The sequence below is a fragment of the Pseudomonas oryzicola genome (assembly GCF_014269185.2).
In the GTDB taxonomy this organism is placed as follows: domain Bacteria; phylum Pseudomonadota; class Gammaproteobacteria; order Pseudomonadales; family Pseudomonadaceae; genus Aquipseudomonas; species Aquipseudomonas oryzicola.
This window is the reverse complement of the sequence record NZ_JABWRZ020000001.1, coordinates 3182532-3195890: the sequence shown is the minus strand read 5'-3', so window position 1 is coordinate 3195890 and position 13359 is coordinate 3182532. Positions and strand designations below refer to the sequence as shown.

Below are 13359 nucleotides of genomic sequence, written 5' to 3'. Positions count from 1 at the left end.
ATCGCGATGAGCGGCGCAAGGCCACGGATGCTGCGGGTTCCGCTGTGAAGTCGGTTCGCCACAAAGGCTTTGCAAACGGATCAGTGGGCAGTTTTTCCTGCGGATCAGTGTTGTCAAAAGTTTGGAATACCATAATATGGTCCGCAGCTGAGAGGCCGCCTTGATGCGGTTTCCTTACAAAGATAAAAACGACCTTTCGAGCTGAAATCCTATGTCCCAACCGTCGTCGCAACACCCGTTTGTCGAGAACCACACGGTCGATTACGTTCCACCTGCCGAGCGCCACGGGAAGGCGCGTGACCTGTTCACCCTCTGGTTCAGCACCAACATCGCGCCACTGCCGATCGTCACCGGTGCCATGGTGGTCCAGGTGTTCCACCTGAACCTGCTGTGGGGGCTGGTGGCCATCGTGCTGGGCCATCTTGCCGGGGGCGTGGTCATCGCCCTGGCCTCTGCGCAGGGACCGCAGCTGGGCATTCCGCAGATGGTGCAGAGCCGTGGCCAGTTCGGCCGCTACGGCGCGCTGCTGATCGTGTTCTTCACGGCGCTGATCTACGTCGGCTTCTTCATTTCCAACATCGTCCTGGCGGGCAAGACCATCCATGGCATCGCCCCGAGCGTGCCAATGCCGGGCGCGATCGTGATCGGCGCCCTGAGCGCCACTGCCATCGGCGTGATCGGCTACCGCTTCATTCATGTTCTCAACCGTATCGGTACCTGGGTGATGGGCTCGGCGTTGCTGGGCGGCTTCATCATGATGTTCGCCCAGACGTTGCCGGCCGATTTCTTCAGCCGTGGCGCGTTCAACCTGTCGGGCTTCATCGCCACGGTATCGCTGGGCACCATCTGGCAGATCAGTTTCTCGCCGTACACCTCCGACTACTCGCGCTATCTGCCGCGTGAAGTGGGTATCGCCAAGCCGTTCTGGGCGACCTACCTTGGCGCCACCCTGGGTACCATCCTGTGTTTCAGCTTTGGCGCGGTAGCTGTACTGTGCGTGCCCGAGGGCACCGATGCGATGGAGGCGGTCAAGCAGGCCACCGGCTGGCTGGGCCCGATCCTGATGGTGCTGTTCCTGCTCAACATCATCAGCCACAACGCCCTCAACCTGTATGGCGCAGTACTGTCGATCGTCACCGCGATCCAGACCTTCGTCGCGGCGTGGACGCCGAGCATCAAGGTACGGGTAATGCTGGCTTCGGTAATCCTGCTGGGGTGTGGCCTGGTGGCGCTGAATGCTTCGGCAGACTTCATCGGCCAGTTCATCGGCCTGATCCTGGCCCTGTTGCTGGTACTGGTGCCGTGGGCGTCGATCAACCTGATCGACTTCTACCTGATCAAGCAAGGCCAGTACGACATCGCCTCGATCTTCCGTGCCGACGGCGGCATCTATGGCCGCTTCAACCACCACGCGATCATTGCCTATGCCTGCGGCATCCTGGTGCAGTTGCCGTTTGCCAACACGTCGCTGTATGCGGGGCCGTATTCGAACATTGTCGAAGGGGCCGACCTGTCATGGTTGTTCGGCTTGCTGGTGACGGTGCCGCTGTACTACTGCCTGGCCACTCGCGGCAACGCTGGCGAGAAGGCGGGGCGGGTGGTGAGTGTCAATGACTGACAGACAGGTGTAGTTGCAACAGGGGCTGCTTTGCAGCCATCGCAGGCGCAATACGGCTCAGCGTCTTTCATGCTGGCGCCGATACGCCCCTGGCTGCACACCCACCGCCTTGGCGAACGCCCGGGTAAACGCCGCAACCGATTGATAGCCCACCTGTGCGCCCACCTGCTCGACGGTGTGCCCCGCCTGCAACAGCTGGCTGGCATGGCGCATGCGCAACGCCAGCAGCACTTGCCCTGGGGACTGTCCCGCCAGTTCATTGAAGCGCTTGAAAAAAGCCGAGCGTGACAACCCGGTGCAGGCCGCCATGCTTTCCAGCGTCCAGGCTTGCCCCGGTTGCTCGATCAATTGCGCCAGCAGCCCGGCAAAAGCCGGCTGGCGGGCAAGCGCGACCAACCCGCCCAGTGGCTGCCCGGCATGCACCTGCTGGCGCAGCACATAGAGGAACAGCAGGTGCGTCAACCGCTCCAGCAACGTTTGCGACGGGCCGGCGGTGCGCCGGCATTCCTCCAGGATCAGCTCGAACAACGCCCGCGCTGCATGCCCGCCCGGTTCTTCGGCGCGCAGCAATATCCAGCTGGCCAGGCCCTCGACGATCAGCGATGACAAACCCGGCTTGAAGTGGAAAAAGCCGCACACCAGCCCTACGCCATCGACCGCTTCGGCGTCCAGCGGCTGCATGGGCTGGCGTGGCTGGGCACAGGCACCGGCCAAGTCCGGCTCACTGGCCAGGCGATAGCCAAGATCGCGTAGCAGGAACACCGCATCGCCGGCCGCCAGGCGTATGGCATCGGGCTGGCCGTCGATGTGCAGCCAGCAATGCCCCTGCACCACCAGGTGGAAGCTGGCGCGGCCCATGCCTTGCGTGCTGGCGTGCCAGCCGCCGCAGTAGCGGCCGACATGAAACAGGCTGGCATCAAGGTCCAGGCCCTCTAATAACCCATCGACAAGGTGGCTGGAGGAAATCATCTAATGCAAAGACTCAAGAGCAAGGAAAGGCGACTGATGAATATGGAGGGTAATGCTTATAACCAACAGACTGTAGTGACACCCATCACAGGAGATCACCGCATGTCGTCGCGAGTTACTTTACACACCCTTGAGAGCGCCCCGGAAGCGGCCCGACCGTTCCTCGAGAATGCCCAGAAGAATTCCGGCTTCATTCCCAACCTGCTGGGTGTGCTGGCCAACGCCCCGGCGGCACTGGAAACCTACGTGACCGTTTCGGCACTCAACGGCAAGGCTGACCTGAGCCTGGCCGAACGCGAAGTGGTGCAATTGATTGCCGCCACCCAGCATGGCTGTGACTTCTGCGTGGCCGGCCATACGGCGGTGGCGCTGAACAAGGCCAAGCTGCCGCAGGCGGTGGTCGATGCCCTGCGTGCCCGCGGCGAACTGCCGGATGCGCGTTACGAAACCCTGGCCGCCTTCGCCCGCGAAGTGATCGCCACCCGTGGCAACGTCAGCGAGGCCACTTATCAGGCCTTCCGCGCGGCCGGTTTCAGCGAAGGTAACGCGCTGGAAGTGATTCTGGGGGTGAGCCTCGCAACCCTGTGCAACTTTGCTAATGTGTTCGCCCAGACGCCGCTCAATGACGAGCTGGGCAAGTACCGCTGGCAGCCTTCTGCATGACCCGCGTGTGATCTCGGCCATACCGCGATCGTTGTAGGAGCGGCCTGGTGCCGCGAACGGGCCGCAAAACGGCCCCGGCGTTTTCAAAGGAGCAGGAACATGCAAGATTGCGCATTTCGACACTGGCTGGATGCCAATGCCGAAGCTATCGACCGAGGGCAGTGCGAGCCGCAGCGGGTGCTGACCCAGATTGCCGAATCACAGCTGCTGCGCATCGGTGTCGACCCGGCACTGGGCGGCACGGGCGGGCGGCTGGCCGACGCGGTCGAGGCCATCGCCGCCATCGCCAGCCGTTCGCTGGCAGCGGCGTTCGTCTGCTGGGGCCAGCGTGCCTTCATCGAATACCTGTTGCACAGCCCCAACCAGGCCCTGCGCGAGCGCTTGTTGCCGCGTTTGCTAAGCGGCGAACTGGCCGGGGCCACCGGGTTGTCCAACGCCATGAAGTTCCTGTCCGGCATCGAAGCGCTGCAGGTGCGTGGCCGACCGGTGGCCGACGGCTGGCACCTGGAAGGGCGCCTGCACTGGGTGACCAACCTGCGCAAGAGTGGCTTTGTGGTAGCCGCCGCCATCGAGGACGAAGCCGGTGGTGCGCCGTTCGTGCTGGCCATTCCTTCCGACGTTGAGGGCCTGGAGCGCTCCGACGACCTGCAACTGATGGGCCTGCAGTCGAGCAACACGGCAGCCCTGGCCTTCCACCAGGTGCAACTGCAGCGCGACTGGCTGTTGCATGAGAATGCTCGCGAGTTCCTGCCGCAGGTACGCCCGGCCTTCCTGGCGCTGCAATGCGGCATGGCCATCGGCCTGGCGCGGCGGGCACTGGAGGAGGTGCAACTGCACCTGCATGGTCGTGCCTCGTTCCTCGATGAAGCCCGGCGCGTGCTTGGCGAGCGTCTGGAAAACACCGTGGGCGAACTCAAGCAGGGCTTGCTCGATGGCCGCTTCCTGCAGCAGCCGGCGGCGTTGTTCAAACTGCGCATCACCTTGGCCGAAAGCGCTGCCGACGCAGTGCAGCTGGAGTTGCAGGCCAGCGGCGGCAAGGCCTACCTCAGCGAGTACGGTGAAGGCTTTGCCCGCCGCTGGCGCGAGTCGGCGTTCGTGCCGATCGTCACGCCCAGCCTGGTGCAACTGCGTGTCGAGCTGCAACGCCAGGCGGGCGCGGCATGAGCCCAGTGCTACTCGAAGCCCGTGACATCAGCCTGGGTTACCCCGGCGAAGGTGGCTGGCAGGCTGTGCTGACCCAGTTCGACCTGCAGCTGGCAGCGGGCGAAGTGGTGACCATTCTTGGCCCCAGCGGGGTTGGCAAGTCCAGTCTGTTGCGGGTACTGGCCGGCCTGCAGCAACCCCATGGCGGTAGCGTGACCTTGCACGGCCAGCCGCTGCAGGGGCCGCACCCGCGACTGGCCGTGGCCTTCCAGGACCCGAGCCTGTTGCCCTGGTTGAGCCTGGAAAACAACGTCGCCTTCGGCCTGGACTTCGCCCGCCAGCCAAGACTGGCCGCGGCCGAGCGGCGTGCGCGCATCGACCATGCGATCGACGCTGTGGGCCTGGCCCATGCGCGCAACCAGTACCCGGCGCAACTGTCCGGCGGCATGGCCCAGCGCACTGCGCTGGCGCGTTGCCTGGCCCGGCAACCCGAGGTGCTGTTGCTCGACGAACCGTTCGGCGCGCTGGATGAAGTGACCCGTGCCGATATGCAGCAGTTGCTGTTGCAACTGATCGCCACCCACAACACGGCGGCGGTGCTGATCACCCATGATATCGACGAAGCCCTGCTGCTGTCCGACCGGGTCCTGCTACTGGGTAACCACCCGGCGCAGATCCTTGGCCAGTGGCGTATCGACCTGCCGCAACCACGGACGCAGCGGGTCGAAGAACTGGGCGCCTTGCGCATCGATGTACTGAAAACCCTTCGGCGGGCAAGCCGCACAGTCGAACCTACCTTAACCCCGTTGCCCTCGGAGGCTGTCCATGTGCATGGATGACTGCTGTTCCTCTTCCTCGCGTCGCGATTTCCTCAAGCTCAGTGCCATGCTCACCGCCGCCGGTGCGTTACCGTTGCTGTCGAGCCTGCAGGCCCGTGCTGCCGCCGAACCGGACGCACCGGTGCGTATCGGCTACCTGCCGATCACTGATGCCACGCCGCTGCTGGTGGCGCACAACAACGGCCTGTTCGAGGCCGAAGGCATCAAGGCCGAGCGCCCGGTGCTGCTGCGCAGTTGGGCGCAAGTGATCGAGGCGTTCATCTCGGGCCAGGTCAACGTCATCCACCTGCTGTCGCCAATGACCGTGTGGGCCCGCTACGCCAGCAAGGTGCCGGCCAAGGTGGTGGCCTGGAACCACGTGGGCGGTTCCGGCCTGACCGTGGCACCGGATATCACCGATCTGAAGCAACTGGGCGGCAAGACCGTGGCCATCCCGTTCTGGTACTCGATCCACAATGTGGTGCTGCAGCAGATGCTCAACGACAATGGCCTGACCCCGGTATCGAAACCGGCCAATGCCCAGTTGGCGGCCAGCGAGGTCAACCTGCTGGTGCTGCCGCCGTCCGATATGCCGCCGGCGCTGGCCAGCAAGCGTATCGCCGGCTACATCGTCGCCGAACCGTTCAACGCCCTGGCCGAGCACCTCAAGGTTGGCCGCGTGCAGCGCTTCACCGGCGATGTCTGGCGCAACCATGCCTGTTGCGTGGTGTTCATGCACGAGCACGACCTGAACAATCGCCCGGACTGGTCGCAGAAAGTGGTCAATGCCATCGTCAAGGCCCAGCACTGGACCCGTGATCACCGCGCCGAGGCCGCTGCGCTGTTATCCAAGGCCGGCCCCAACAAGTACACCCCGCACGAGCCAGCGGTACTGAGCAAGGTGCTGGCCCCGGCTGCCGAAGACCGCGCCGGCTACATCGCCAGTGGCGCCATTCGCCACCAGCAGTGGGAGGAACAACGCATCGACTTCCAGCCTTACCCGTACCCGAGCTACACCGAAGCGTTGGTCAAGCGCCTGAAAACTACCTTGATCGAGGGTGACAACGCGTTCCTTGCCGGCCTGGACCCGGCACAGACAGCGCGCGATCTGGTCGATGACCGTTTCGTGCGCAACGCCATTGCCGCCGTCGGCGGGCCGTCGGTGTTCGGCATTGCCGACAACTTCGAGCGTAACGAGGAGTTCGCGGTCTGATGCGCACGCATGTCGTACAGGCCGGCCTTGGCCTGGCCGGGCTGCTGGGCTTGCTGCTGCTGTGGTGGGGCGCGGTTGCCCTGTTCGGTGAGGCGGATGGCCTGTCGGCGCGCTTCGCACCGGCGGCGACCCTCGGCAGCCTGGCCGAGTTGCTGGGGCAGGGCGAGGTCTACGGGCATATCTGGGTGAGCCTCAAGCGCATCCTGATCGGCTTGCTGCTGGCGCTGCTGATCGGTGTGCCGCTGGGCTTGCTGGTGGGCAGCTATCGGCAGCTGGAGGCCGCGACCACACCGGCGTTCCAGTTCCTGCGCATGATCTCGCCGCTGTCGTGGATGCCGGTAGTGGTCATGCTGATGGGCGTGGGTGACCAGCCGATCTATTTCCTGCTGGCCTTTGCCGCGTTGTGGCCAATCCTGCTGAACACCGCCGCCGGGGTCAGGCAGCTGGACCCGCGCTGGTTGCAGTTGACCCGAAGTTTGAGCGCCACCCGCTGGGAAACCTTGTGCAAGGTGATCTTGCCGGGGGTGATCGGCCATGTACTCACCGGTGTGCGCCTGGCCATCGGCATTCTGTGGATCGTGCTGGTGCCGTGCGAAATGCTCGGGGTGAGCGCCGGGCTGGGGTACTTCATTCTCGATACCCGCGATCGTCTGGCGTATTCAGAGCTGATGGCAATGGTGTTGCTGATCGGGGTGCTGGGGTTCGTGCTGGATGCCCTGGCGCGTGGCTTGCACCGGCGCTGGGTGCACGGCTGAAAGGCCAATGAGGCTTCTTCGCGGGCACGCCCGCAAAGAGGCCCTTGGATCAGTGCACGGTTTTGCGTTGCCGCACACAGGCCTGTGCCTGAGCGGTCAACTCATCCAGCCGCTCATCCCGCTGCTGTTCCGCTTCGACCATTGCCTCCTCACCTTGCTGGTTGAGCAGGTAGGTATGAATCTGCATCACTTCGGCCGTCTGGTAGATCGGCGCGATGTCCAGCCGCCCGATCAACGCACCGCTGGCACGCCCGGTGCTGCTCATCAGCACTTGCGGGCCATTGGCGGCCACCACCTGCATACCCATGGCCTCGAACCACGGCACCTGGCTGGCAAAGGCATTCAGCTCGACGCAGGCATGGCGTGCCTGCAGGTCGGCCAGCAGGGCGCGGGCGATGCCCTGGCGGCGATGGCCGGGGCGCACGGCCAGAAACGCCAGCGCGCACACCTGCTCGTCGTCTTCGGCAGGCAGCGACAGGGCAAAGCCCAGCAGTTGGTCGGGTGCTTCGGCATCCAGCGCCAGGGTCAGCGCCACAGCCAGGCCGCGGGTGCCGTCCAGCGCCTGCAGGTACTGGTGCACCTCCATGCCGACGCCGTACTGGTACAGCGGATACAGCGGGTTGTCGGCGCTGATGGCCACACTGCTCAGTTCGCCGACATTGTGGATCACCAGTTCGCGTATCTGGTTCTGGAAGGATTCGGGCGGCACGCTGTCGAGGCGGCTCAGGATGAACATCGGGGACGGGCTCCGGCGGTTGGATAGACGGCTCGCGCCATGCAGGCGCGGGCCCTGTAGTCTAACCGGTTTTACCCATCAGCCTTGTAGCTGCAGCGCACCGAGCATCAGGTCGAGGTTTTGCACTGCCGCCCCAGAGGCACCTTTGCCGAGGTTGTCGAACACGGCGGTCAACAATACCTGGCCATGTTCGGGGTTGGCGAACAGTGCCAGGCGCAGGTCGTTGCTGTCGTTCAAGGCCTCCGGGTCCAGGTTGGGCGCTGCACCGTGCTGATGCAAAGGCATGACCTGGACGTGGCGGGCCCCTTGGTAATGCTGCTCCAGGCAAGCCTGCAACTGCGCCGCGCTGACCTGGCCGGGCAGCAGGCGCAACTGCAGCGGGATGCTCAGCACGATGCCCTGGCGGTAGGCCGCGTAACCGGGCATGAACATCGGCCGTGCCGACAGCCCGGCGTGCTGCTGGATTTCCGGTACATGTTTGTGTGTCAGCTCCAGGCCATACAGCTGCAAGGTCGGGGCCTTGTCGGCACCGGGCTGTTCATGCCGTTCGACTGCCGCGCGGCCACCACCGGAATAACCAGAGATGGCGTGGATGTTCAACGGGTAGTCCGCTGGCAGCAGGCCAGCCTTGACCAGTGGCCGCAGCAGGGCGATGGCCCCGGTGGGGTAGCAGCCGGGGTTGCTGACGCGCTTGCTGTGGGCAATGCGTTCGGCTTGCTGCTCGTCGAGTTCCGGCAGGCCATAGACCCAACCCGGGGCCGTGCGGTGCGCAGAGCTTGCATCGATCACCCGCACCTGCGGATTTTCGATCGTCGCCACCGCTTCGCGCGCGGCGTCGTCAGGCAAGCACAGCAGGGCGATGTCGGCGCTGTTGATTGCCTCGCGGCGGCGTTGCGGGTCTTTGCGTTCGGCATCCGGCAAGGTCAGCAGGTTCAGGTCGCGGCGGCCTTGCAGGCGCGCATGGATCTGCAGGCCGGTGGTGCCTTGGTCACCGTCGATGAAGACAACAGGGGTGTGCATGGTCAGCGTCCGCTCGGGAAAGGATGGCCTATGCTCGCCTGTGGTGTTGGTAAAGGAAATTTGAATATCATGACGGTAATCTTCAGATTTACTGAACAAGACGGCCCTTGATATGCGTGAAATCAGCCTCGACCGCCTGCGCACGCTGGTGGTGATCGCCGACCTGGGCTCGTTTGCCGAGGCCGCCCGCCAGCTCAACCTGGCGCCGCCGACCATCAGCCTGCACGTGGCCGAGCTGGAGGCGCGCATCGGCGCCCCGTTGCTCACCCGTGCCCGCAGTCAGGTGCGGCCCACGGCCATCGGCGAAACCCTGCTGCTTCGTGCCCGTCGCCTGCTGGCCGATGCCGACCTGGCGCTGGACGAAGTGCGCCGTCAGGTCGAGGGGCTGACCGGGAGGGTGCGCCTGGGCGCCTCGACCGGTGCCATCGCCCACCTGCTGCCGCAGGCGCTGGAGCATTTGCGTGCCGTGCACCCGGGGATCGACGTGCAGGTGCAGGTGCTGACATCCCAGGCATCGCTGGCAGGTTTGCGCGAGGGCACCCTGGATATCGGCCTGGTCGCCTTGCCGCAGGTGGCTGGCAAAGGGCTTGAAGTTACCCCCTGGCGGCGTGACCCGATCCTGGCTTACGTGCCGGCCGACTGGCAGCCACCGGCCAGGGTCACGCCGGCCTGGCTGGCGCAGCGGGCATTGATCCTCAACGACAGCAGTACCCAGCTGTCGCGGGTGACCAACGACTGGTTCGCGGCGGCTGGTTTGTACCCCCAAGCACGCATCGAGCTTAACTACAACGATGCGATCAAGAGCCTGGTCGGGGCCGGGTACGGGGCAACGTTGCTGCCGCAGGAAGGCGAGGCGGCCGAGCTGGACCGGCGCATCGTCCGCCGGCCGCTGCGCCCGGGGCTGTGGCGGCAACTGGGTATCGCCTGCCGCCAAGAGCAGGTGGAGCGGGCCACGGGGTATGTGCTGCAGGCATTGGCGCGGCTTCGGCAGTAGGGGCTGCACAGCGGCCCCCAGGTTTCACCCCCGTTCTCGCGCTCGCACCGCGGTCACCGTCTCGCCACCTACCCCCCAGTTATCGGTCGGCACTTCCTCGATCACCACGAAGGTACTGGCCGGCGGCTTGCCCAGCACCTGCTGCAACATGTGCGTGGTCTGTTCGATCAACTGGCGCTTGTGCTCGGCGCTCACCCCTTCATCGGTCACGCGAATATGGACATATGGCATGGCTGTTCGCGCCTCCGCTCAGTGCCAGGTGCCAGCGGTACTACCGCCATCCACCGGCAGGATGACACCGCTGACGAAGCGTGAGTCCGCCAGGTACAGCACGGCGTCCACCACGTCCTGCGGCGCGCCGGTGCGGCCACTGGGCGACAGCGCGGCCATCCCCTGGACGTTGCCGCCATGCAGCGGCGTGTCGATGATCCCCGGCGCCACGGCATTCACCTGCACGCCGCTGGCGGCCAGTTCCAGCGCCAGGGCTTTCACTGCCTGGTTCAGGCCGCCCTTGACCAGCACCGGCAGCAGGGCTGGCACGCGAGTGTCCGGTTGCAGGGCGATGGAGGCGGTGATGGCGATGATCTTGCCATGCCCTTGGCTGGCCATGATCCGCGCCGCTTCCTGCGCCGGGTAGAAGAACCCCTTGAGGTTGGTGCCGACCAGAGCGTCGACATCCGCTTCGCTGTACTCCGTGGCGGGTTTGGCAATGAAGATGCCGGCATTGTTGATCAGCAGGTCGACACCGCCGAAGGCCTCCACGGCGCGGGCGAACAGGCGCTGTGTGGTGCCTGGCTCGGCGATGTCACCGGCTACGCCGATGAAGCGCGAAGGCTGGCCGAGGCGGGCGGCGGCCTGCTCCAGGCGGGCCTGGCTGCGGGCGTTGCCGACCACGTTGTCGCCGCGTTCGAGGAACGCCTCGGCCAGGGCGAAACCCAGGCCGCTGGAGGCCCCGGTGATGATGACAGTACGTGGGGTGTTCATGTGGTTGATCTCCAGTGAAGTGAGCCATGAGCTCGGTGTGGAGCCACTCTAGGACGTTACCCGTGCTTGAAAAATGAGGCGCATGGTATTTCAATCGATACACCATGTAATTGATCGAGCCGCTATGAGCCGCCATTTCGATGATCTGCAACTGGGCAGCCTGGAGTTGTTCTGCCTGGCTGCCGACCGGGGCAGCTTCAGCGCTGCCGCCACCGAGGCTGGCGTCACGCCGGCGGCGGTCAGCCGCAGCGTGGCACGCCTGGAGGAACGCCTGGGGGTGCGCCTGTTTGTCCGCACCACCCGGCAGATGCGCCTGTCTGCTGCGGGCCTGGCCTATTACCAGCAATGTCGGCAGGCGCTGGGGCAGTTGGTCGAGGCCGAGCGCCAGGTCACGGGCGGGCAGGTCGAGCCGAGCGGCCGTTTGCGCATCAGCGTGCCCACGCCTTATGCGCACCACCGCTTGTTGCCGCTGCTGCCGCGGTTCCGCCAGCGCTACCCGAGCGTGCAGGTGGATGTACATGTCAGCAACCGCAATGTCGACTTTGCCGAGGAACCGTTCGACCTGGCGATTCGTGGCCGCGAGCCGAGCGATTCGCGCCTGGTGGCGCGGCGTCTGGAGGATGCCGAACTGGTGGTGGTAGGCACGCCGGGTTACCTGGCCCGTGCCGGCACCCCGCAAACCCCGCAGGACCTGCTGCAGCATGACTGTATCCAGTTCGAGATGCCCAGCACTGGCCGTCGCCCACCCTGGACCTTTCGCCAGGGTGGAGTACAGGTAGAGGTCGACACCCAGGGGGCGTTCACTTGCCAGGGCGACTTCCTCGCCACCGCCACGCTGGTGCGTCATGGCGGCGGCCTGATGCAGGCTTACCGGTTTACCGTGGCGGACGCCCTGGCCAGTGGCGAGCTGGTGGAGGTACTGGGTGAGTATGGCGGGACGTCAAGGCCGTTCATGCTGCTCTACCCGCAGGCTCGGCATATGCCGTTGCGGGTGCGGGTGTTCATCGACTTCCTGTTCGCCGAAGCCAGCTCGCCGCCCGGCTGATCAGAACCAGCGATCGTTCTTCTTGCGCCCGCGGGTCAGTGACGGCAGGATCAACCCTGCCAGCAGGCCCGCGCCGGCAATGCTGCCGCCATACACCATGTAGCGCATCATCACCTGCTTGTTCTCGTCACCCAGGCGGGCCTTGGTATCGCGCAGGTCCGACTGGCTCTGGTCGAGCTGTTCGTTCAATGCCTGGTTGCGCGCCTGCAGTTCGTCGATGAGCTTTTTCCGCGAATCGAGCGTCTCCTGCATGCCCTGAACGCGGTTCTTCCAGCTGTCGTCGATGGTGTTCAGCTGCCCGGTCAGGTCCGCGACCTGGGCGTCGAGCTGCGGCAGGCGCTCACCCTGGCCCGGCACCGCCTGCAGGTCGCTGCTGAGAATCCACACCACATCGCCATTCTGGCCACGCACCTGGCTGTAATTACCCTGGGTGCCGATCAGGGTCAGTTTCTGCCCGGACTTGAGAGTACCGACGATGCGGTGGCCGTCGGTCGGGCCGCTGCGCACATAGGTGCTCAGGCTGTCGCTGACCCAGCGTGCATCGCTGGTGGGCTCTTCGGCGTGCACCGGTGCGGCAAGGGCAACAAGGGTGGCAATCAGGCCGCTGCGCAGGGCAGAGAGGGCGGAAGCAGTCGGGCGGGAATCGGGCATGTTGGTCTTCGCTGAAACAGGACAAAGGTAGGCCCGGTGACTGGGCCGATGAACCGGTCGGTGAGTTGACCGCCAGCGAAAGACCGTTTTTTTATCGGCAGGTTCACCACCTGACGTCGGAAATGTCTGCAGAATATTGCAGAAGCAGCCACTTGGCCGGGCTCGCGCCGGTGTTTGATGCGGCGCGCTAGACTCCAGTTTTCACCTCTTTCATGGAGCAAGACCATGACTGCCAAGAACACCATTTGCCTCTGGTACGACAACGATGCCGAGGCGGCGGCGACCTTCTACGCCAGCGTCTTCCCCGATACCCGGGTGACGGCGGTGCACAAGGCACCAAGCGACTACCCGTCGGGCAAGCAGGACGATGTGATCACTGTCGAATTCACCGTCATGGGCATACCTTGCGTGGGGCTCAATGGCGGCAAGGCCTTCAGCCATTGCGAGGCGTTTTCGTTTCAGGTCAGTACCGAGGACCAGGCCGAGACCGACCGCTATTGGAATGCCATTGTCGATAATGGTGGCGAGGCCAGCGTCTGCGGCTGGTGCAAGGACCGCTGGGGGATTTCCTGGCAGATCACCCCACGCGTCCTGATCGAAGCCATCGGCCACCCGGATCGCGCGGCGGCCAAGCGCGCGTTCGAGGCCATGATGCAGATGGGCAAGATCGATGTGGCCAAGATCGAGGCCGCCCTGAAGGGCTGAGCCGAGGGGTTAGGTAGCCGCGCGCGTGGCGCGCGTCCAGCCGCG

15 protein-coding genes are annotated in these 13359 nt (G+C 64.9%); 9 read left to right on the top strand and 6 right to left on the bottom strand.

What is annotated here, in order from left to right:
* Positions 1-211 precede the first annotated feature (211 nt).
* Positions 212-1618: a purine-cytosine permease family protein gene (locus HU760_RS14675; protein ID WP_186679933.1), complete on the top strand. Its 1407-nt coding sequence runs from the start codon at positions 212-214 to the stop codon at positions 1616-1618.
* Positions 1619-1675: 57 nt separating this feature from the next.
* Here the strand turns inward: HU760_RS14675 and HU760_RS14670 are convergent, their stop codons facing one another.
* Complete coding sequence (locus tag HU760_RS14670; RefSeq protein WP_186679936.1) at positions 1676-2587, bottom strand: AraC family transcriptional regulator; 912 nt, start codon at positions 2585-2587, stop codon at positions 1676-1678.
* Positions 2588-2689: 102 nt separating this feature from the next.
* On the opposite strand from HU760_RS14670, the gene HU760_RS14665 reads away from it, so the two are divergent.
* From HU760_RS14665 to HU760_RS14645, 5 genes are all read left to right on the top strand, one after another.
* Positions 2690-3250, top strand: coding sequence for a carboxymuconolactone decarboxylase family protein (locus HU760_RS14665; RefSeq protein ID WP_186679939.1), 561 nt, complete (start codon positions 2690-2692; stop codon positions 3248-3250).
* Positions 3251-3349: 99 nt separating this feature from the next.
* Complete coding sequence (locus HU760_RS14660) at positions 3350-4414, top strand: acyl-CoA dehydrogenase family protein (RefSeq protein ID WP_186679942.1); 1065 nt, start codon at positions 3350-3352, stop codon at positions 4412-4414.
* Positions 4411-5232, top strand: a complete 822-nt coding sequence (locus HU760_RS14655) for an ABC transporter ATP-binding protein (protein WP_186679945.1) — start codon at positions 4411-4413, stop codon at positions 5230-5232. Before HU760_RS14660 ends, HU760_RS14655 begins: the two co-directional genes overlap by 4 nt.
* A complete protein-coding gene (locus HU760_RS14650) occupies positions 5219-6424 on the top strand; it encodes an ABC transporter substrate-binding protein (RefSeq protein WP_186679949.1) in 1206 nt (401 codons plus the stop codon). The genes HU760_RS14655 and HU760_RS14650 overlap by 14 nt, the downstream gene beginning before the upstream one ends.
* Complete coding sequence (locus HU760_RS14645; RefSeq protein ID WP_186679950.1) at positions 6424-7179, top strand: ABC transporter permease; 756 nt, start codon at positions 6424-6426, stop codon at positions 7177-7179. The genes HU760_RS14650 and HU760_RS14645 overlap by 1 nt, the downstream gene beginning before the upstream one ends.
* Positions 7180-7228: 49 nt before the next feature.
* On the opposite strand, the gene HU760_RS14640 is transcribed toward HU760_RS14645, so the two are convergent.
* Together HU760_RS14640 and argC are read right to left on the bottom strand one after the other, a co-directional pair.
* The gene (locus tag HU760_RS14640) at positions 7229-7915 is read right to left on the bottom strand and encodes a GNAT family N-acetyltransferase (protein ID WP_186679953.1); all 687 of its coding nucleotides are present in this window, start codon (positions 7913-7915) and stop codon (positions 7229-7231) included.
* Between the two features lie 78 nt (positions 7916-7993).
* Complete coding sequence (argC, locus tag HU760_RS14635; protein WP_186679955.1) at positions 7994-8935, bottom strand: N-acetyl-gamma-glutamyl-phosphate reductase; 942 nt, start codon at positions 8933-8935, stop codon at positions 7994-7996.
* A gap of 112 nt (positions 8936-9047) precedes the next feature.
* On the opposite strand from argC, the gene HU760_RS14630 reads away from it, so the two are divergent.
* On the top strand, positions 9048-9929 hold the full coding sequence (locus HU760_RS14630) for a LysR family transcriptional regulator (protein WP_186679957.1): 882 nt from the start codon (positions 9048-9050) through the stop codon (positions 9927-9929).
* 24 nt (positions 9930-9953) lie between these two features.
* On the opposite strand, the gene HU760_RS14625 is transcribed toward HU760_RS14630, so the two are convergent.
* Together HU760_RS14625 and HU760_RS14620 are read right to left on the bottom strand one after the other, a co-directional pair.
* Positions 9954-10160, bottom strand: coding sequence for a tautomerase family protein (locus HU760_RS14625; RefSeq protein WP_063913650.1), 207 nt, complete (start codon positions 10158-10160; stop codon positions 9954-9956).
* An 18-nt stretch (positions 10161-10178) separates the two neighbouring features.
* Complete coding sequence (locus HU760_RS14620) at positions 10179-10913, bottom strand: SDR family NAD(P)-dependent oxidoreductase (RefSeq protein WP_186679959.1); 735 nt, start codon at positions 10911-10913, stop codon at positions 10179-10181.
* A 124-nt stretch (positions 10914-11037) separates the two neighbouring features.
* On the opposite strand from HU760_RS14620, the gene HU760_RS14615 reads away from it, so the two are divergent.
* Positions 11038-11958, top strand: a complete 921-nt coding sequence (locus HU760_RS14615; protein ID WP_186679962.1) for a LysR family transcriptional regulator — start codon at positions 11038-11040, stop codon at positions 11956-11958.
* Here the strand turns inward: HU760_RS14615 and HU760_RS14610 are convergent, their stop codons facing one another.
* Complete coding sequence (locus HU760_RS14610; RefSeq protein ID WP_186679964.1) at positions 11959-12609, bottom strand: TIGR04211 family SH3 domain-containing protein; 651 nt, start codon at positions 12607-12609, stop codon at positions 11959-11961.
* Positions 12610-12834: 225 nt separating this feature from the next.
* Here HU760_RS14610 and HU760_RS14605 point away from each other — a divergent pair, with 225 nt between their 5' ends.
* Positions 12835-13314, top strand: coding sequence for a VOC family protein (locus HU760_RS14605; RefSeq protein ID WP_186679966.1), 480 nt, complete (start codon positions 12835-12837; stop codon positions 13312-13314).
* Positions 13315-13359: the final 45 nt, after the last annotated feature.

Excerpts from the sequence above, each read along its gene's own strand:
- HU760_RS14675 (WP_186679933.1), top strand. The coding sequence starts at position 212 with ATGTCCCAACCGTCGTCGCAACACCCGTTTGTCGAGAACCACACGGTC.
- HU760_RS14620 (WP_186679959.1), bottom strand. The coding sequence starts at position 10,913 with ATGAACACCCCACGTACTGTCATCATCACCGGGGCCTCCAGCGGCCTG.
- HU760_RS14650 (WP_186679949.1), top strand. The coding sequence starts at position 5,219 with ATGTGCATGGATGACTGCTGTTCCTCTTCCTCGCGTCGCGATTTCCTC.
- HU760_RS14660 (WP_186679942.1), top strand. The coding sequence starts at position 3,350 with ATGCAAGATTGCGCATTTCGACACTGGCTGGATGCCAATGCCGAAGCT.
- HU760_RS14605 (WP_186679966.1), top strand. The coding sequence starts at position 12,835 with ATGACTGCCAAGAACACCATTTGCCTCTGGTACGACAACGATGCCGAG.
- HU760_RS14640 (WP_186679953.1), bottom strand. The coding sequence starts at position 7,915 with ATGTTCATCCTGAGCCGCCTCGACAGCGTGCCGCCCGAATCCTTCCAG.
- HU760_RS14630 (WP_186679957.1), top strand. The coding sequence starts at position 9,048 with ATGCGTGAAATCAGCCTCGACCGCCTGCGCACGCTGGTGGTGATCGCC.
- HU760_RS14645 (WP_186679950.1), top strand. The coding sequence starts at position 6,424 with ATGCGCACGCATGTCGTACAGGCCGGCCTTGGCCTGGCCGGGCTGCTG.
- HU760_RS14670 (WP_186679936.1), bottom strand. The coding sequence starts at position 2,587 with ATGATTTCCTCCAGCCACCTTGTCGATGGGTTATTAGAGGGCCTGGAC.
- HU760_RS14610 (WP_186679964.1), bottom strand. The coding sequence starts at position 12,609 with ATGCCCGATTCCCGCCCGACTGCTTCCGCCCTCTCTGCCCTGCGCAGC.
- HU760_RS14615 (WP_186679962.1), top strand. The coding sequence starts at position 11,038 with ATGAGCCGCCATTTCGATGATCTGCAACTGGGCAGCCTGGAGTTGTTC.
- HU760_RS14655 (WP_186679945.1), top strand. The coding sequence starts at position 4,411 with ATGAGCCCAGTGCTACTCGAAGCCCGTGACATCAGCCTGGGTTACCCC.
- HU760_RS14625 (WP_063913650.1), bottom strand. The coding sequence starts at position 10,160 with ATGCCATATGTCCATATTCGCGTGACCGATGAAGGGGTGAGCGCCGAG.
- argC (WP_186679955.1), bottom strand. The coding sequence starts at position 8,935 with ATGCACACCCCTGTTGTCTTCATCGACGGTGACCAAGGCACCACCGGC.
- HU760_RS14665 (WP_186679939.1), top strand. The coding sequence starts at position 2,690 with ATGTCGTCGCGAGTTACTTTACACACCCTTGAGAGCGCCCCGGAAGCG.